Origin of the sequence: Psychromarinibacter sediminicola (assembly GCF_029168335.1) — a bacterium.
Taxonomy (GTDB): domain Bacteria; phylum Pseudomonadota; class Alphaproteobacteria; order Rhodobacterales; family Rhodobacteraceae; genus Psychromarinibacter; species Psychromarinibacter sediminicola.
Genome location: NZ_JARGYC010000031.1, coordinates 15,823 through 33,318, shown reverse-complemented (window position 1 = coordinate 33,318; position 17,496 = coordinate 15,823). Strand labels below are relative to the sequence as shown.

Annotated in this window: 13 protein-coding genes and 1 pseudogene; 6 read left to right on the top strand and 8 right to left on the bottom strand. The window is 66.4% G+C overall.

The features are described 5' to 3' along the window. Positions 1-189: 189 nt before the first annotated feature. Entirely contained in the window at positions 190-1,023 is an 834-nt protein-coding gene (locus P1J78_RS12885) for an SDR family oxidoreductase (RefSeq protein WP_275567776.1), read from the bottom strand. 96 nt (positions 1,024-1,119) lie between these two features. On the opposite strand from P1J78_RS12885, the gene P1J78_RS12880 reads away from it, so the two are divergent. Next, on the top strand, positions 1,120-2,028 hold the full coding sequence (locus P1J78_RS12880) for a LysR family transcriptional regulator (protein ID WP_275567775.1): 909 nt from the start codon (positions 1,120-1,122) through the stop codon (positions 2,026-2,028). Between the two features lie 1,026 nt (positions 2,029-3,054). Beyond that, positions 3,055-3,219 (top strand): annotated as a pseudogene (locus tag P1J78_RS12870) (JAB domain-containing protein); the annotation flags it as partial. Here the strand turns inward: P1J78_RS12870 and P1J78_RS12865 are convergent. From P1J78_RS12865 to secA, 3 genes are all read right to left on the bottom strand, one after another. After that, positions 3,210-4,775: a phosphate ABC transporter substrate-binding/OmpA family protein gene (locus tag P1J78_RS12865; RefSeq protein ID WP_275567773.1), complete on the bottom strand. Its 1,566-nt coding sequence runs from the start codon at positions 4,773-4,775 to the stop codon at positions 3,210-3,212. The pseudogene P1J78_RS12870 and the gene P1J78_RS12865 sit on opposite strands and share 10 nt — an antisense overlap. A 26-nt stretch (positions 4,776-4,801) precedes the next feature. Continuing rightward, positions 4,802-6,301, bottom strand: coding sequence for a hypothetical protein (locus P1J78_RS12860; protein WP_275567772.1), 1,500 nt, complete (start codon positions 6,299-6,301; stop codon positions 4,802-4,804). A gap of 237 nt (positions 6,302-6,538) precedes the next feature. Beyond that, positions 6,539-9,292: a preprotein translocase subunit SecA gene (gene secA / locus P1J78_RS12855; protein WP_275567771.1), complete on the bottom strand. Its 2,754-nt coding sequence runs from the start codon at positions 9,290-9,292 to the stop codon at positions 6,539-6,541. A gap of 185 nt (positions 9,293-9,477) precedes the next feature. Here secA and P1J78_RS12850 point away from each other — a divergent pair, with 185 nt between their 5' ends. The 4 genes from P1J78_RS12850 (at position 9,478) to P1J78_RS12835 (ending at position 12,395) form a co-directional block, all read left to right on the top strand. After that, complete coding sequence (locus P1J78_RS12850; RefSeq protein WP_275567770.1) at positions 9,478-10,344, top strand: peptidylprolyl isomerase; 867 nt, start codon at positions 9,478-9,480, stop codon at positions 10,342-10,344. Positions 10,345-10,360: 16 nt separating this feature from the next. Beyond that, positions 10,361-11,698 carry a bifunctional glutamate N-acetyltransferase/amino-acid acetyltransferase ArgJ gene (gene argJ / locus P1J78_RS12845; protein ID WP_275567769.1) on the top strand — a complete coding sequence of 446 codons (1,338 nt, stop codon included), beginning with the start codon at positions 10,361-10,363 and terminating at the stop codon, positions 11,696-11,698. Beyond that, on the top strand, positions 11,695-12,093 hold the full coding sequence (gene mutT / locus P1J78_RS12840; RefSeq protein ID WP_275567768.1) for an 8-oxo-dGTP diphosphatase MutT: 399 nt from the start codon (positions 11,695-11,697) through the stop codon (positions 12,091-12,093). Before argJ ends, mutT begins: the two co-directional genes overlap by 4 nt. A gap of 164 nt (positions 12,094-12,257) precedes the next feature. Continuing rightward, positions 12,258-12,395, top strand: coding sequence for a hypothetical protein (locus P1J78_RS12835; RefSeq protein ID WP_275567767.1), 138 nt, complete (start codon positions 12,258-12,260; stop codon positions 12,393-12,395). A 90-nt stretch (positions 12,396-12,485) separates the two neighbouring features. On the opposite strand, the gene infB is transcribed toward P1J78_RS12835, so the two are convergent. Genes infB through P1J78_RS12815 form a run of 4 tightly spaced genes read right to left on the bottom strand, consistent with a single transcriptional unit; the run spans position 12,486 to position 17,491 of the window. Beyond that, entirely contained in the window at positions 12,486-14,999 is a 2,514-nt protein-coding gene (gene infB, locus P1J78_RS12830) for a translation initiation factor IF-2 (protein ID WP_275567766.1), read from the bottom strand. Next, the gene (locus P1J78_RS12825; protein WP_275567765.1) at positions 14,996-15,631 is read right to left on the bottom strand and encodes an RNA-binding protein; all 636 of its coding nucleotides are present in this window, start codon (positions 15,629-15,631) and stop codon (positions 14,996-14,998) included. Before P1J78_RS12825 ends, infB begins: the two co-directional genes overlap by 4 nt. Before the next feature lie 22 nt (positions 15,632-15,653). Continuing rightward, positions 15,654-17,282: a transcription termination factor NusA gene (gene nusA, locus P1J78_RS12820; protein ID WP_275567764.1), complete on the bottom strand. Its 1,629-nt coding sequence runs from the start codon at positions 17,280-17,282 to the stop codon at positions 15,654-15,656. 5 nt (positions 17,283-17,287) lie between these two features. Beyond that, the gene (locus P1J78_RS12815; RefSeq protein ID WP_275567763.1) at positions 17,288-17,491 is read right to left on the bottom strand and encodes a hypothetical protein; all 204 of its coding nucleotides are present in this window, start codon (positions 17,489-17,491) and stop codon (positions 17,288-17,290) included. Positions 17,492-17,496: the final 5 nt, after the last annotated feature.

The following is a 17,496-nucleotide window of genomic DNA, read 5'->3' as shown; positions in this document are numbered from 1 at the left end:
GATTTCGATCGGGCGCATCACGCACCGCCCTCCGCTGAAATTGGTTTCCCCATCCGACGTGTCTGATGGCGTTGAAGGATCTTGGCGACAGCCGATTTCCTTTGCGAAGTAATGAGTCATGATTTTCCGGAACGCGCCCGGGCTTTGCGTTGCCCAGGCGATATCGGTGACCAGCCAGACTTGGCAGCGCTATTGCGCATCGCGGTCCGCAGAAAAGGCAACGTCACGTTGCGCCTGCAGGGATGCGAGCCGCTCGGCCAGTGCCTTGGAAATGGACTCATAGGCAATGCTGCCCAACGTGAGACGCAGCGCAGGGGCCTCGCTGTCGGCGGCTGCGATCATGGCCTCCACCGTCCGTACCGCGTCGCCCTTTATCTCGAAACTCCCGCTGTCGACGGCGCGCCGCACGTCTCCGGCCGGCGTGTCCTCGTAGACCGCCATCGACGCCGGGCGCACAAGGTTGGGGCCGAAGTTCGTCCCTGTCGGGCCGGGCTCGGCAATGATGAAGTCGATACCGAAGGGCGCGACTTCCTGCGCAACGGATTCGATGAAGCCCTCGATCCCCCACTTGGTGGCATGATACAGACTGAAATTGGGATAGGCGATCTGCCCGCCTTCCGACGAGACTTGGACGATACGTCCGCCGCCCTGACGGCGCAAATGCGGCAGCGCTGCCCGGATGATGTGTATCGATCCCGTGAGGTTTGTGGCGATCTGGTGTTCGATCTGTTCGTCGGTGAGTTCTTCCGCCGCGCCGAACAGCCCGTAGGCGGCATTGCTGACGATAACATCGATCCGCCCCGCCTTGGCGAATGCGTCATCCATCGCGCTTCGCGCACGCGCGAAATCGGTAACGTCCAGCGTCAGAACCATAAGGTTCGCACCGTGCTGCTGCGCGAGATCGGCAAGCGTGTCCTCGCGCCGCACCGTCGCCACGACGCGATCTCCTCGCGCCAGCAATTGCGCCGTCATCTCCCGACCGAGGCCCGAGGATGCGCCGGTAATCAACCATGTTTTGCTCATATGACACTCCTTTCATGAGTAAATCATAATGTAGTCCGCCATGATTGGTGCTATAAGAGCGCTATTGTTGCATGATTAGGTGAAAGAAATTCACGAATGGAAAAACCGTCGCTGGCTGATCTGGAGGCATTTGCCGTCGTTGCCGCCGAGCGCAGTTTCCGGCGCGCCGCCGATCTCATGGGTGTATCGCGATCCGCGCTCAGTCACCGCATGAAGAAGCTGGAACAGCAAGTGGGACTGCGGCTTCTCAACCGGACCACCCGCAGTGTTTCGCCGACAGACGCCGGATCACGACTGCTGAAACGGATCGAGCCGGTTCTGCGGAACCTTGATTCCGCGATCGATACGCTAGCGGATGAGCGCGGCACTCCCAGTGGAGTGTTACGCATCAATGCGGACAAGGGGGGCGCCCGGATGATGCTCCGTCATGTCATGCCGACCTATCTGGAAAGATACCCGGATGTAGAAATTGATCTGGTCTGCGATGGACGGCTTGTCGACATTGTGGAACAAGGGTTCGATGCGGGCATACGGCTCGCCGAGGCGGTGCCCCAGGATATGATCGCGGTGCGCCTCAGCGATGATTTCCGATTTCTCGCCGTCGCCTCACCGGACTATTTGAACCGTTTCGGCAAGCCTGACATTCCCGATGACCTGCGAAACCATCGCTGTATCCGCCAGCGCTTGCCGAGCGGCAAGCGTTATCGATGGGAATTCGAGAAGCGTGGGCAGGAAATCGCCCTGGATCCCCCAGGAACCCTGACACTGAACGATAACGACCTGATAGCCGAAGCGGCAATTCGCAGTTTGGGTATCGCCTACGTGCCCGAAACCGCCGCGTGCGAGCACCTTGCAGCGGGCCGTCTGGTGGCAGTCCTTGATGACTGGTGCCCACCAGACTCGGGCTTGGTGCTCTACTATCCCGGCCACCGCCACGTGCCTGCCGCTTTGCGAGCACTGATCGATTTGGTAAAGGAGATTCGCTCCAGGCAGAGTACGGAATAACCGGGGGATATTCAAAGCCATCACCAAAACGCGGTCATGTCGTTTATCGCGACAGGAGGTGGCGGGCAGCGAGTGAGGCGAGGCGGCTGAGACCAAGCACGCGAGAGGGTCGGGAAGCCTCGGTTGAGAGGTGTCCACACACGCAGAAACAGTTCAAAAGATCCACGCTTCCGAATTTCGATCGAACTTTGGACGGCGATCCGCAGGATGGAGGTCCTTGCCGCAAGCAGGAAGCGCCGGCACACAATCCGATGAGCGCCTAAACATGCACAGTCCGCTATCAATCAGGCTTCGGCCAGCCGACCGTTCGAGAAATATCGCCCGCCAGGGGCGGCGTCTGGGCCGGTGGTAAGCGCAGTCACCCGGAGGCCCAAACCCAACCAATGCCGTGAGGTCTTCGGGCGCCGCACACGGATGCCTCAGTCGACAGCGGCGTATGTCATCGGTTTTTGGTGGAAGATGGCGCACCCACCAGGATTCGAACCTGGGGCCTTCGCCTTCGGAGGGCAGCGCTCAATCAACTGCCAGGAATTTGCTACGCAAATAAGCAAGCACCGGAGAATCCTTACGCATGTTCGCCTTTCTCCGCCGATTGCTCGTCTTCGTACTACTCCGCTCCTCAAGCTCTTCCATGATCTGCCGGGACTGTCATCTTACGCCCATGCGTCACGATGCCCAGGAGTGGTGATGATGGAAGGACGGAAATATCTCACAGCGGAGGAAGTCGCAGAGCGATATCGCCAAGAGATCAGCGTAGGCACGCTGCGCAATTGGCGTGCTATGCGCGTTGGCCCACCATACGTAAAAGTCGGAAAGGCGGTTCTCTACCCTGTTCAAGAGCTCGACGAATGGGATAGAACGAATCTCGTGATCTGCCGTGCCTCTCAACGCTTGGACGTGACGGACCAAGACGAACAGTAATGCTCACGGTCAGCCCTTCAATACCGATCCCAAGTACCGGCACCAGTGCATTGGCGAAATCTCTATTTCTGCTTATATATCAATTAAAAGAGCAACTTGAGTAGACTCCTGCACAACCACCCCTCGGGCGACCCCAGCCCGTCGGAGCAGGACATCGCGATGACCGGCCAGATCGAGACGGCGGCGCGGGCGCTGGGGCTGACGCTGCACGACCACCTGATCGTCGGTAAATCGACCGAGCTCAGCTTTCGCGCCGAGGGCTATCTCTGAGTCGTCCAGACCTCGACCCGGCGGTTGATCTCGCGGCCCCATTCGGCGTCGTCGCAGGCCATCGGCATCGCCTCGCCGAAGGCGTCGACCGAGATCACCAGCTTGTCGCGATCCGCCGTCGGCGCGGCGTCCAGCACCGCGTCGCGCACCGCGGCGGCCCGGCGGCCGGACAGCCGCTCGTTGCCGTCGGCCGGCCCCTCGCTGTCGGAAAAGCCCACGAAGATCAGCGGGCGATAGTCGAACTGGCCGGATTCGATCTGCTGCGCCAGCACCTCGACATTCGAGCGCGACTGCGCGTCGAGCTGGGTGCCGCCGGGTTCGAACCGGAAGGACAGGGTCAGCCGCTCGGTCCCCTCCATCGCCCGGACCAGGCGCTGCAGCTCGTCCAGCATGATCTCGTCGCCCGCCTCGGCGATGGCGTTGACCAGCCGGTGCCCCTGCTCGGCCACCGGCACGCGATAGAGACGCAGGTCCACGAAATTGGCCCGCGACACCACGTATTGCGCCGCCGGCGAGCGGGCGAATTTCAGGAACTCGCGGGCCAGCAGCGGCAGGCGCCGGGCCGGGGTGTAAACGAAGAGCGGCAGGGTCAGCGGATAGTCCTCGGTCTTCACCGTCAGCTCGTCGAGGACCGAGACCATGCCGCAGGTGCCGTAGATGTCCAGCACGCGGGCGTTGCCGGTTTCCGAATAGGGCGCGATGCCGATGGCCAGCGGGTCGTCGGCCACCGCGTCGGCGAGCTCGCGGTTGCTGTCGTGGCGGATCGTGCCCTCGGCCGCGGCCTTTTCGCGCGGGGCCAGCAGCCGCGCGTCGAAGGCCTGCGCGAGGCCGGAGTCCTCGCCGCGCAGGTGCACCGCGATCGGCGCCTCCGGGCCGCCCAGATCGGACCAGTCGGCGATCTCGCCCGAGAAGATGCGCGCGATCTGGGACAGGGTCAGCCCCTGCATCGGGTTCTCCGCCGAGACGATCACCGCCATCGCGTCGAGCGCCAGGATCTTGCTGCGCCGCGGGTCCGACAGGTCGCCCAGCCCCGCCTCGCGCGCCAGCCGCACCTCGGTGGCGTTGACCGGGCGGGTGGACAGCACGATGTCGGTCTCGTTGGCCAAAAGGTCGGCAAAGCCTTCCTCGGTCGAGGTCACGCGGAACCCGATCTCGGCGGCCTTGGCGCCGGTGGTCTGGTCGGTCAGGATATAGGCGAAATGCGTGTCGTCGATGATCTGCCGCTCGACCAGGTAGCCCGCGCGCGCGGCGAAGGCCTCGACCAGCGAGGGCAACAGCACCTCGCCCATGGTCCGCGCGCCGGAGAAGGTGAAGCGGGCGACGAACGCCGTCAGGTCGGGGCAGCCGGGGCCTTCGCAGACCACGCCGCTGCCGTCGACCGTCAGCACGCCATAGACCGTGTCGACCCGGTAGAACTCGCCGTCATAGCCCAGCAGGTCGCCTTCCACCTCCACCGTGCCGTCGCGGGAGGTCAGCGTGACGTCGGCCGCAGGTGCGGGGCAGACCGTTGGAATCAGGGAAAGTGCGGCGAGAACCGCCGCACGAAGATGGCGCATGTCGGGCTACCGCGAGTGCCTCGGTCTCAGTTGGAGGCGATCTTCAGGTCTCGCAGGAGGTTTTTCAACACCAGAAACTCGCCGACCGCATCACAGTCCGGCATGGATAGCGTGAGGGACACAGGCCGCATCGTGCCCTCGGCCGTCCGCTGGATCGTCTGCCCGGCGATGTCGTGGCCGCAGTTGTCCTCGGTCACCTCGGCCTCGACGTTCAGGCGCACCACGCCGTCGCGGCCGGAGGTCTGCGGCGGCAGGGTGTAGACCTGGGCGATGAAGGCGTCCTTCAGGCCGGGATCGCCCAGCGCGGTCAGGAAGCCGCCGCCCACCTTCATCGCCAGCGTCGCGTCGCGCGCGTTGCCCGACCAGATATGGCCGGGATCGCCATAGTCGGCGCCGAATTCCAGCGCGTGGATCTGCAGCCCGGTCTTGCCGTTGAACTGCAGCACCACCCGCTCGGTCGCGGCGGCCTGCGGTACGGTCAGCGCGGTCTCGGCCCGGGTGCCGTCGAGGAAGGTTACCTCGAACTCCGCCTCGGCGGCGAGCGCCGGGATCACCACGCGGTAGTCGCCCAGCCCGTCGGTCTCGGCCGAGAACACCATGCCGGCGTGGCGGACGGTGATCCGCTGGTCCGGGCGGCAGGGGGCGGTGACGGTCAGCTTGACCATGGCGCTGCGCTGTTCGGAGGCGGACAGGACGATGCCGCAGGTCAGCCCGTATTCGTTGCGCGCCGGCGGCTCGGCCATGTCGTCGGGGACGGCGGTGTCGGCCGCGGTCACGCGGTCGGGCAGGTCGCGCTTGGGCAGCGGCAGCGGGCCGGGCGCCTCGGCCTCGGCCGGCATCTCGGGGGCGACGACCGGGGTTTCTGGGGCGGCCGGGGTCGGCTTTTCGTCCAGCGCGGCGAGGGCGATGCCGTCGGGATCGGTCGCCTCGTCGGGCGCGTCCTCGGGAGCCTCGGCGATCTCGGGCTCGGATTCGGTGGGGGTTTCGGGCACGACCGTCTCGGGGGCCTCGGCCACCGCCCCGGTCTCGCCGGCCGGGGTTTCGGGCGCGGGGCTTTCGGGCGCCTCGGCCATCTCGCTGTCGGTCTCGGGCGCGGGGCCGGTCTCGGGCGTGGTCTCGGGGGCGGCGTCCGCCGTCTCGGTGTCGGGCGCAGTGTCGGGGGCAGGAACCGGCGGCGCGGGGACCAGCGGTTCGGGCTGCACGGCCTCGGTCACGATGGCGGGGTCGGGGATGTCCGTGGCCTCCGGCGCCTCGGCCGTCTCGGGCGCGGTAGTCTCGGGCAGGCCCGTCTCCGGGGCCTCGGCGGCGGCCGTCTCTTCGGGGTCCGGCGCGGCCGTCTCGGGGGTCTCGGCGGCGGCCGTCTCCTCGGGCTGCGGGGTGGGCGTGGTGACCATTCCGGCGGTCGTGACCGGCGGCGCGGCGGGGTTCAGCGCGGAGAGGCTGTTGCCGTGCTGCATGAGCTGGGCGGCCGCGACGATGGCGCCGACCGTCACCAGCGCCGTCACGATACGTTTCTTCTGCTTCATGCCCATGCCCTCATGTTCTTTTCTCTTTACCCACACGGCCGCGGTCATGCCGCGCAATTGAGGAAACAGTATGGCGGCCCCCCGAATTTGTGTTGCAGGTGCGAAACAATTAACGAGTTGTGGGTTCGTCTGTTACCCGGGTGCAACAGACGCGCCGTACACGCATAACGTGTATAGCAGTCCGGGCTGGTCCACCGTGGCGAGTCGGTTCATCCAGCCGACTCGGCCCGCGTCAGGTCAGGTCAGCCGCCCGTGGCAATGCTTGAACTTCTTGCCCGAGCCGCAGGGGCAGGCCTCGTTCCGGCCGGGATTGCCCCAGGTGGACGGATCGCTCTCGTCGAAGCCGGGCTTCGCCGCGCCGACCGGCTCGGCCGTCTGCGGCGTCCGCTCGGTCGCCTCGCCGCCGGCGCCGACGACCTCGGGCTGCTTGGCCTGCGCGTTCTCGGTCTGCTTCTGCATGGCCTCCCGCTGGGCCGTGATGTCCTTCATCATCTGCTCGCGTTCCGCGTCGGTCAGCGGGCGGATCTGGGACAGCTTCTGCGTGACCTCGGCGCGCAGGCTGTCGAGCATCGACTCGAACAGCTGGAAAGCCTCGGTCTTGTATTCGTTCAGCGGGTCGCGCTGGGCATAGCCGCGGAAGCCGACGACCGAGCGCAGATGCTCCAGCATCAGGAGGTGGTCGCGCCATTTCGCGTCGATGGTCTGCAGCAGGATCTGCTTCTCGATGGAGCGCATGTTGTCCGGCCCGAACTGCGCCGCCTTGCCGGCCATCAATTCGTCCGACGCCTTGTAGAGCCGCTCCTTGAAGACCTCGGCATCGACGCCTTCCTCTTCGGACCAGGCGATGATCGGCTCGTCCACGCCCAGCTTCTCCAGCGCGGCGACATAGAGCCCCTCGGCGTCCCACTGGTCGGCATAGGTCTTGGGCGGGATATGGGTGTCGACCAGATCGTCCGCGACCTGGTGGCGCATGTCCTGCACGATCTCGGACAGGTCGGTCGCCTCCATGATCTCGCGGCGCTGGCTGAAGATCGCCTTGCGCTGGTCGTTCATCACGTCGTCGAACTTCAGCAGCTGCTTGCGGATGTCGAAGTTGCGCCCCTCGACCTTCGCCTGCGCCCGTTCGAGCGACTTGTTGACCCAGGGGTGAACGATGGCCTCGCCTTCCTTCATCCCCAGCTTGCCCAGCATGTTGTCCAGCCGTTCCGACCCGAAGATGCGCATCAGGTCGTCTTCGAGCGACAGGAAGAAGGCCGACCGACCCGGGTCGCCCTGCCGGCCGGAGCGGCCGCGCAGCTGGTTGTCGATGCGGCGGCTTTCGTGCCGCTCGGTGGCCAGGACGAACAGGCCGCCGGCCTCGATCACCGCCTTTTCCTCGTCCTCGTGCTGCGCCTCGATCTCCTTGCGGATCTCCTCGGGGTCGCGCTCGGGGTTGGCGGCGATGGCCTCCATCACCTGGAATTCCACGTTGCCGCCCAGCTTGATGTCGGTGCCGCGGCCGGCCATGTTCGTCGCGATGGTCACGGCGCCGAGCTTGCCGGCATCGGCGATGATCTGCGCCTCCTGCTCGTGCTGGCGGGCGTTCAGAACGTTGTGCGGGATGTCTTCCTGCTTCAGAAGCTGCGACAGGTATTCCGACTTGTCGATCGAGGTGGTGCCGACGAGCACCGGCTGCCCCTTTTCGTGCGACGCCTTGATCTCGGCGATGATGGCGTCGAACTTCTCGGTCGCGGTGCGGTAGACGGCGTCGTGCTCGTCGTGCCGCGCGATGGGCAGGTTGGTCGGTACCTCGACCACGCCCAGCCCGTAGATCTCGGCGAATTCCTCGGCCTCGGTCGAGGCGGTGCCGGTCATGCCGGCGAGCTTGTCGTAGAGGCGGAAGTAGTTCTGGAAGGTCACGCTCGCCAGCGTCACGTTCTCGGGCTGGATCTTGCAGCCCTCCTTCGCCTCGATCGCCTGGTGCAGGCCGTCCGACAGGCGGCGGCCGGGCATCATCCGGCCGGTGAATTCGTCGATCAGCACCACCTCGCCGCCGCGGACGATATAGTCCTTGTCCTTGGTGAACAGCTTGTGGGCGCGCAGGCCCTGGTTCACGTGATGGACGACGGTGGTGGATTCCGGGTCGTAGAGCGTGTGCTCCTCGTCCAGGATGCCGGCCGATTTCAGCCGCTGCTCCAGGAACTCGTTGCCTTCCTCGGTATAGGTCACGTTGCGCGACTTTTCGTCGAGGTTGTAGTGCTCGTCCTGGATCTCGGGGATGATCTTGTCGATCGTGGTGTAAAGCTCGGAGCGGTCCTGCGACGGGCCGGAGATGATCAGCGGCGTGCGCGCCTCGTCGATCAGGATCGAGTCGACCTCGTCGACGATGGCATAGTGGTGGCCGCGTTGGTTCATGTCGTCCAGCTCGGGCTTCATGTTGTCGCGCAGGTAATCGAAGCCCAGCTCGTTGTTCGTGGCATAGGTGATGTCGCAGGCATAGGCCGCTTTCTTCTCGGCCTCGGGCTGCTGCGGATAGACGACGCCGGTGGTCATGCCCAGCGCCTCGTAGACCTTGCCCATCCACTCGGCGTCGCGCTTGGCGAGATAGTCGTTCACCGTGACGATATGCACGCCCTTCTTGGTCAGCGCGTTCAGATAGGCCGGGAAGGTGGCGACCAGCGTCTTGCCCTCGCCGGTCTTCATCTCGGCGATGTTGCCCTGGTGCAGGAAGATGCCGCCCATCAGCTGCACGTCGAAGGCGCGCAGGCCCAGCGCGCGCTTGCCGGCCTCGCGGCAGTTGGCGAAGGCCTCGGGGAGCAGGTCGTCCAGCGCCTCGCCGTTCGCCACCCGATCGACCAGTTCGGCGGTCTTGGCCTTCAGCTCGTCGTCGCTCTTGGCTTCGTAGTCACTCTCCAGCGCGTTGATCTTCGCGACGAGCGGGCGGGTCGCCTTGATCTTGCGGTCGTTGGGCGTGCCGAAGACCTTCTTGGCGATTGTTCCGAAACCCAGCATGTGTTCTCCGCCTGGATGCTTTTCTGACGTCAAAGTGTGCGACGAATGGTTGCCCGCCCTCGCCCAAGCCCATAGGAAATGCGGGGAGACGGCGGCCCTGCGCGCCATACGGCGATGTAAGGGGCCGCCCCAATAGTGTCAACGTCGCGGACGGCCGCGGCCCGGATCGAAAAAAGGACCGACCCATGGCAAACTGCAAGACCCTTCTGGCAAGCGCCGCACTCAGCCTGACGCTGGCCGCCCCCGGCCTGGCGCAGGACGACAGCGCGCCCGCCGAGGTCACCGCCGACACCGTCGTGGCCACCGTCGACGGCGTCGACATCACCATCGGCCACATGATCGCCATGCGCGAGACGCTGTCGGACCAGAACAAGGGCCTGCCGGACGAGGTGATCTTCGAGGGCCTGATGGAGCGGCTGATCCAGCAGCGCGCCGTCAGCCTGTCGGTGGACGAGGTCGACAAGGCGACCGAGCTGACCATCGACAACGAGGAAAGCTCGCTGATCGCCGCCAGCAAGGTGAACGCGCTGGCCTCGACCATCGCGGTCACCGAAGAGGACCTGCAGGCCGCCTATGACGCGAAGTATGCCGATTACGAGCCGGTGAAGGAATTCAACGCCTCGCATATCCTGGTGGAGTCCGAGGAGGCGGCGCAGGCCGTGATCGAGGAGCTGGAGGGCGGCGCCGACTTCGCCGCCGTGGCCAAGGAGAAATCCACCGGCCCGTCGGGCGCCAATGGCGGCAGCCTGGGCTGGTTCGGGCCGGGCCAGATGGTTCCGGAGTTCGAGGAAGCCGTCGTGACGCTGGAGCCGGGCGAGATTTCCGCGCCGGTGCAGACGCAGTTCGGCTGGCACGTGGTCAAGCTGAACGAGACCCGCCTGCCCGAGGCGCCGGAGCTGGCCGAGGTCCGCGGCACGCTGGAGACCGAGCTGTGGGAGCAGAAGCTGCGCGCCGAGATCAACGAGATCGTCGAAGCCGCCGAGATCGACCGCGCCGACGTGTCCGAGATCGACCCGGCGGTTCTGAAGGATCTGTCGCTGATCACCGAGTGACAGGGGCGGACAGCGGATGGCCGGCAAGAAAAAGACGATCCGGAAGCTCAAGCGCAAGCTGAAGGCGCTGAAGGCACGGGTGCAGGCGGCCGAGCCCGCCGCACCCGGGACCAAGACGGCGCCGGCCGTCTCGCCGCTCGCGCCGCCGGGCGGGTTTCCCGACCTGCCCGAGATCGGCGGCGTCCGCTTTGCCGCGGCGCAGGCCGGGGTGCGCTATGCCGGGCGGACCGACGTGATGCTGGCCGAGCTGGCGCCGGGGACCGAGATCGCCGGCGTCTTCACCAAGTCGGCCACCCGGGCGGCGCCGGTGCTGGATTGCCAGGACAAGATCGCCGGCACGTCGAAAAGCGGCGCCGCCATCGTGGTGAATTCCGGCAACGCCAACGCCTTCACCGGCACTCACGGGATGGAGGCGGTGAAGGCGCTGTGCGTCGAGGCCTCGAAGGTGCTGGGCGTGCCGCAGTCGCGGGTCTTCACCTCCTCGACCGGGGTGATCGGCGAGAAGCTGCCGCATGACCGCATCGCCGCGAAGCTGGCCGAGTTGAAGGACGCGCTGTCCCCCGACGGCATCGCCGGGGCCGCGCAGGCGATCATGACGACCGACACCTACCCCAAGGGCGCGTCGATGGTCGTGGATATCGACGGGCAGGAGGTGAAGATCGCCGGCATCGCCAAGGGCTCGGGGATGATCGCGCCCGACATGGCGACGATGCTGGTCTATCTCTTCACCGACGCGCAGATCGCGCGCGAGGATCTGCAGCGCATGCTGTCGAAGCTGACCGAGACCAGTTTCAACGCGATCACCGTGGACAGCGACACCTCGACCTCGGACACCGTGCTGCTCGCCGCGACCGGCGCGTCGGGCGTGACCGTGGGCGACGGGCGGACGAGCGCGGGGCAGGCCTTCGAGGCGGCGCTGGGCGACGTGATGCGGAACCTGGCGCATCAGGTGGTGCGCGACGGCGAGGGGGCGACGAAGTTCGTCGAGGTCCGGGTGACCGGCGCGGCCGGGCCGGCCGACGCGAAGAAGGCGGCGATGGCGATCGCCAACTCGCCGCTGGTCAAGACCGCCATCGCCGGCGAAGACCCGAACTGGGGCCGGATCGTCATGGCCGTCGGCAAGTCCGGCGCCGCGGCGGATCGCGACCGGCTGGCGATCACCTTCGGCGACATCCAGGTGGCGCGCGACGGCTGGGTCGACCCGGGCTACCGCGAGGAGGACGGCGCGGCCTATATGCAGCGCGAGGACCTGGTGATCGGGGTCGACCTGGGGCTGGGCGACGGCGCCGCGACCGTCTGGACCTGCGACCTGACCCACGCCTATATCGAGATCAACGCCGACTACCGGTCATGAAGGTCGTCCTGGTCTCGGCCGTCGCGCTGATCGACCGCGACGGCCGCGTGCTTCTGACCCGGCGCCCCGAGGGCAAGGCGATGGCCGGGCTGTGGGAGTTTCCCGGCGGCAAGGTGGAACCCGGGGAATCGCCCGAGGCGGCGCTGATCCGCGAGCTGGAGGAAGAGCTTGGTATCGACACCTGGGAAAGCTGCCTGGCGCCCTTGACCTTCGCCAGCCATGGCTACGACGATTTCCATCTGCTGATGCCGCTTTTCGCCTGCCGCAAGTGGGAGGGCGTGCCGCAATCGCGCGAGGGGCAGCAGCTGAAATGGGTCGCCGCACGAGACCTGCGCAGCTATCCTATGCCACCTGCGGATGTACCGCTGATCCCGGTCTTGCGCGACTGGTTGTGATTTTCGCGATTTTGTCGCGAAGGGATTTTACCTATGTTTTGTGGCCTTAGCCGATTCCGGCCTGTCATTTTGGCAGAAAAGCGGGTCTCCGCCGAATTTGTTAGTGATTTTAGAACGATTTGAGCCTATTTTTGGCATTACCATGACATCTGGGGACGCATGCCATGCTGAGGACGATCACCATCGGGAGTTGTGTTTCGGTCCAGGGCCTTCTTGTGAAGACCCTGCCGAACGGCTCGGTATCGGTGCGGGTCGGTGACAAGATCTTCACCGGCCGGCCGGTGGATGCTCTGGCCGCCTGACCACCACCACATCACGGACGAAACGCAAAGGGGAAGGCCGCGGCCTTCCCCTTTGTCATTTCCGTCTCGGGCCGGGATCTCGGGCCGGGATCAGGTGAGCGTGCGCTCGACCTCTTCCCGCTCGAAGATCTCGATGACGTCGCCGGGGCGGATGTCCTCGTAGTTCTCGAAGGCCATGCCGCATTCCTGGCCCGAGATGACCTCGGACACCTCGTCCTTGAAGCGCTTCAGCGTCTTCAGCGTGCCTTCGTGGATCACCACGTCATCGCGCAGCAGGCGCACCCCGGCGGACCGGCGGGCGACGCCCTCGGTGACGAGACAGCCCGCGACATTGCCGACCTTGGAGACCTTGAAGACCTCCCTGATCTCGGCATAGCCGATGAAGTTCTCGCGGATCTCGGCGCCCAGCAGGCCGCTCGCGGCCTTCTTCACGTCGTCCACGAGGTCGTAGATCACGCTGTAATAGCGGATCTCGACACCCTTCTGGTTCGCGGCCTGACGCGCCGGCGCGTTGGCCCGCACGTTGAAGCCGATGACCGGCGCCTTCGACGCCTCGGCCAGGCCGATATCGGTCTCGGTGATGGCGCCGACACCGTAATGCAGCACCCGCACGCGGACCTCGTCGTTGCCGATCTTCTCCATCGCCTGGACGATCGCCTCGGCCGAGCCCTGCACGTCGGCCTTCACCAGGATCGGCAGTTCGGCGACGTTCTCGTCCTCTTTCGCCTGGGCCAGCAGCTGGTCCAGCGTGGTCGCGGCGCCGGCGGCGGCGCGCTTCTCCTTGGCCGCGTTCTGGCGGTACTCGGCGATCTCGCGCGCCTGCGCCTCGGTCTCGACCACGTTCAGGACGTCGCCGGCCTCGGGCGTGCCGTTCAGGCCAAGCACCTCGACCGGCACCGACGGCCCGGCCTCCTTCACGCGCTCGCCCTTGTCGTTGACCAGCGCGCGGACCTTGCCCCACTGCTCGCCGACGACGAAGATGTCGCCCTGCCGCAGCGTGCCGTTCTGCACGAGGACCGTGGCGACGGGGCCGCGGCCCACGTCCAGCTGGGCCTCGATCACGGCGCCCTGCGCGGCGCGCTCGGGGTTGGCCTTCAGCTCCAGGATCTCAGCCTGCAGCGCGATGGATTCCAGCAGTTCCTCCAGCCCGTCGCCGGACTGCGCGGAGACTTCCACGTCCTGCACGTCGCCCGACAGCTTCTCGACGATCACCTCGTGCTGCAGCAGGTCGGTGCGCACCTTGTCGGGATTCGCGGCCGGCAGGTCGATCTTGTTGATCGCCACGATCATCGGGACGCCGGCGGCCTTGGCGTGATTGATCGCCTCGACCGTCTGCGGCATCACCGCGTCGTCGGCGGCCACGACCAGCACCACGATGTCGGTCACGTCCGCACCGCGGGCGCGCATCGAGGTAAAGGCGGCGTGGCCCGGCGTATCCAGGAAGGACAGCGTCGTGCCGTCCTGCGTCTGCACCTGATAGGCGCCGATATGCTGGGTGATGCCCCCGGCCTCGCCGCTGGTGACCTTGGTCTTGCGGATCGCGTCCAGAAGCGAGGTCTTGCCGTGGTCGACATGGCCCATGATGGTGATGACCGGCGGCCGCGGCTGCAGATCCTCGGCCTTGTCCTCGACCGTGTCGATCACGTCCTCGACGTCGGCGTCGGAGACGCGCACGACCTTGTGGCCGAATTCCTCGATGATCAGCTCGGCGGTGTCGGCGTCGATGGTCTGGTTCTGGGTGACCATCATGCCGTTCTGCATCAGCGCCTTGACCACGTCGGGCACCCGCTCGGCCATGCGATTGGCGAGCTCGGACACCACGATATGTTCGGGCAGCTGCACGTCGCGCACGATCTTTTCGCGGTTCTCGGCGCCGCCCATCGCCTTCTGGCGGGCGCGCTCCTGCTTGCGCTTCATCGCGGCGAGCGATTTCTGCCGGCCGCCTTCGCCGCCGGACAGCGCCTGGTTCAGCGTCAGCTTGCCCGAGCGGCGGCCGCCGCCGTCGCGGGCGCCCTTGCCGGGCTTGCCCTGCTTCTCGCGGCTGTCGTCGCGGCGCTCGGTCTTGCGCGGGGCGGAGGAGGGCTTGCCCGAGCGGGCGTCCTCGACCGGCGCGGCGGGCTGGGCCTCGGGCTCGGCCGGCTTGGCCTTTTCCTCGGCGGCCTTCACCTTGGCCTCTTCGGCCTCGCGCTTGCGGCGCTCGTCCTCTTCGGCCTTCTGGCGCGCCTTCTCCTCGCGCTCGCGCTCCTCGCGTTCCTTGGCCTCGGCCTCGGCGCGGCGGCGCTCGCGCTCCTCGGCGCGCTGGCGTTCATCTTCCTCGCGCTTTTTCTGTTCCTCGGCCTCGCGCGCCTTGGCGGCGGCGAGCGCCTTCATCCGGCGCTCCATCTCGGCGTCGGAAATCCCGGCCGGGCGCTTGGACGGATCGCCGCCCTGCTTGCCGCCGCCGCCGGACTTGTCCCCCGCACCCTGCTTGGGCACGACAACGCGCTTGCGCTTGGTCTCCACAACGACGTTCTTGGTCCGGCCGTGGCTGAAGCTCTGCTTCACCTGCCCCGACCGGGGGCCGCCGCGAATCCCAAGTGTCTTCTTGCCGTCGGTATCGCTCATCGCGTCTTCAAATCCTTTCCGGGGGCCCCATCTCCCCCGTCCGTCATGCGCAGGCCGGAAAGCCGTGCGGCATCCTCTACTACACGTGTGGTGAGTCCGCCAGCCGCAAGCGCCGCATGTATCACATGTTCGCGCCCGAATGCCAAACCCAATTCCTGCGCCGTCAGGCAGCCGATGAACTGGCCGTCCTCGGGCGTCCTCAGTTTCGTCTTCCCCCGCTCGGACCCGTCCGACGCCTGGATCAGAACCTCGGCCTCGCCCGCGTCCAGCCAGGCGCGGACCTTCTCGTATCCGGCCACCGCCTGGCCCGCCTTGCGCGAGAGGGCGATCAGCTCGATCACCCGCTGCAGGAGCTGCCGTTCGACCTGCTCGATAAGCGTTTCCGGGATGGAAACCGACTGTTTCGCCGCCCGGGAAAATAGCCGCTTCCTGACCGCGAGGGTCAGCGCGGACTTTTCCGATCCTACCCAGATGCCCCTTCCGGGAAGTTTTTCAAGGACATCCGGGACGATTTCCGCGTCCGGCCCCACGACGAAACGGATCAGCCCGGCCTTGGGCCGGACCTCTCCCGTGGCGATGCAGCGCCGCTCCGGTCCCGCATCGCGGTCTTTCCGCTGGCCACCCCGAGCCATCCGGCGCCTCCGGGGCCTGGGATCAGGCCCCGACCTCCTGGACTTCCGCGGCGGCTTCGCCTTCGGCCTCGTCCGCCTCGGATATCAGATCGGCCGGGTCGACCCAGCCCAGCTGGACCCGCGCGTTCATCACCAGTTCCTGCGCCTCGGCGAGGCTGACGTCGAATTTCTCCAGCAGGCCGTCATCCTTCACCCGCTCGCCGTCGACGGTGGTCCAGCCGCCGGCCAGCTCCCAGTCGGCGCAGGTGGCGAAGTCCTCCAGCGTCTTCACATCGTCCAGCGCCAGCGCCTCGATCATCTGCGGCGTCAGCCCCTCGAACCCGACGAGGCTGTCCTCGACGCCCAGCTCGCGCGCATGTTCCAGCGCCTTGCGGTTCTGTTCGTCGATGAAGTCCTTGGCGCGGGCCTGCAATTCCTCGGCGGTCTCCTCGTCGACGCCGTCGATCACCGTCAGCTCGTCCAGCTCGACATAGGCGACCTCTTCCAGCGTGGTGAAGCCCTCGGCCACCAGCAGCTGGGCGAAGAACTCGTCCAGATCCAGCGTGTCGACGAACAGCTTGGTGCGCTCCTCGAACTCGGCCTGCCGGCGCTGGCTTTCCTCTTCCTCGGTCATGATGTCGATGTCGAGACCGGTGAGCTGCGAGGCCAGCCGCACGTTCTGGCCGCGCCGGCCGATGGCCAGGCTCAGCTGCTCCTCGGGGACCACGACCTCGATCCGCTCGGCTTCCTCGTCCAGCACCACCTTCGACACCTCGGCGGGTTGCAGCGCGTTCACCAGGAAGGTCGGCTGATCCTCGTTCCACGGGATGATGTCGATCTTCTCGCCCTGAAGCTCGTTCACCACGGCCTGCACCCGGCTGCCGCGCATGCCGACGCAGGCGCCGACCGGGTCGATGCTCGAATCGTAGGAGATCACCGCGATCTTCGCGCGCGAGCCCGGGTCGCGGGCCACGGCCTTGATCTCGATGATGCCGTCGTAGATTTCCGGCACTTCCATCTTGAACAGTTCGGCCATGAATTCCGGCGCGGTGCGGCTGAGGAAGATCTGCGGGCCGCGCGGCTCGCGGCGCACATCCTTGATGTAGCAGCGGATGCGGTCGTTCGGGCGATAGCTTTCGCGGCCGATCTTCTCGTTGCGCCGCAGGATCGCCTCGCCCCGGCCCACATCGACGATGACGTTGCCGTATTCCTCGCGCTTGACGACACCGTTGATGATGGTGCCGACGCGGTCCTGGAATTCCTCGAACTGGCGGTCGCGCTCGGCCTCGCGGACCTTCTGCAGGATCACCTGCTTGGCCGATTGCGCGGCGATCCGGCCCATTTCCACGGGCGGCACCTCGTCGGTGATGACATCGCCGGGCTGCGGGTCGTCGAGGTACTGCTTGGCCTGCTCGACGGTCAGCTGCGACTGGTAGTTCTCCAGCTCCTCGTCCTCGCCGATCACGGTGCGGACGCGGGTGAAGGTGGCCTTGCCGGTCTTGCGGTCGATGGACACGCGAATGTCCATCTCGCTGCCGTAGCGGCTCTTGGCGGCGCGGGCGAGCGATTCCTCCATCGCCTCGACCACGAGGCCCGGGTCGATCATCTTCTCGCGCGCGACCGCCTCGGCGGTCTGCAACAGTTCCAGCTGGTTGGCAGAGGTGATGGCCATTGCTCTTATCCTTTGTCTTCGTAACGGGAGAGGACGCTCTCGGCGGCGTCGAGCGCCTCTGTCAGTTCCTTTTCCTGCCCGGACTTCCGGGCGGCGACGACCTGGCGCAGGGCACGATACAGCCGCGCCTCGGGCGAGGACGGCGGATCGCCGGGGCGCCACGCGCGGGCGCTGGCGAAATCGAAGGGCGGGTTCTCTTCGTCGGGCATCCCGT

Coding starts and splice junctions, on each gene's coding strand:
- P1J78_RS12860 (WP_275567772.1), bottom strand. CDS start 6,301: ATGAAGCAGAAGAAACGTATCGTGACGGCGCTGGTGACGGTCGGCGCC.
- P1J78_RS12825 (WP_275567765.1), bottom strand. CDS start 15,631: ATGGCTCGGGGTGGCCAGCGGAAAGACCGCGATGCGGGACCGGAGCGG.
- P1J78_RS12880 (WP_275567775.1), top strand. CDS start 1,120: ATGGAAAAACCGTCGCTGGCTGATCTGGAGGCATTTGCCGTCGTTGCC.
- P1J78_RS12835 (WP_275567767.1), top strand. CDS start 12,258: ATGCTGAGGACGATCACCATCGGGAGTTGTGTTTCGGTCCAGGGCCTT.
- P1J78_RS12865 (WP_275567773.1), bottom strand. CDS start 4,775: ATGCGCCATCTTCGTGCGGCGGTTCTCGCCGCACTTTCCCTGATTCCA.
- mutT (WP_275567768.1), top strand. CDS start 11,695: ATGAAGGTCGTCCTGGTCTCGGCCGTCGCGCTGATCGACCGCGACGGC.
- infB (WP_275567766.1), bottom strand. CDS start 14,999: ATGAGCGATACCGACGGCAAGAAGACACTTGGGATTCGCGGCGGCCCC.
- argJ (WP_275567769.1), top strand. CDS start 10,361: ATGGCCGGCAAGAAAAAGACGATCCGGAAGCTCAAGCGCAAGCTGAAG.
- P1J78_RS12815 (WP_275567763.1), bottom strand. CDS start 17,491: ATGCCCGACGAAGAGAACCCGCCCTTCGATTTCGCCAGCGCCCGCGCG.
- secA (WP_275567771.1), bottom strand. CDS start 9,292: ATGCTGGGTTTCGGAACAATCGCCAAGAAGGTCTTCGGCACGCCCAAC.
- nusA (WP_275567764.1), bottom strand. CDS start 17,282: ATGGCCATCACCTCTGCCAACCAGCTGGAACTGTTGCAGACCGCCGAG.
- P1J78_RS12885 (WP_275567776.1), bottom strand. CDS start 1,023: ATGAGCAAAACATGGTTGATTACCGGCGCATCCTCGGGCCTCGGTCGG.
- P1J78_RS12850 (WP_275567770.1), top strand. CDS start 9,478: ATGGCAAACTGCAAGACCCTTCTGGCAAGCGCCGCACTCAGCCTGACG.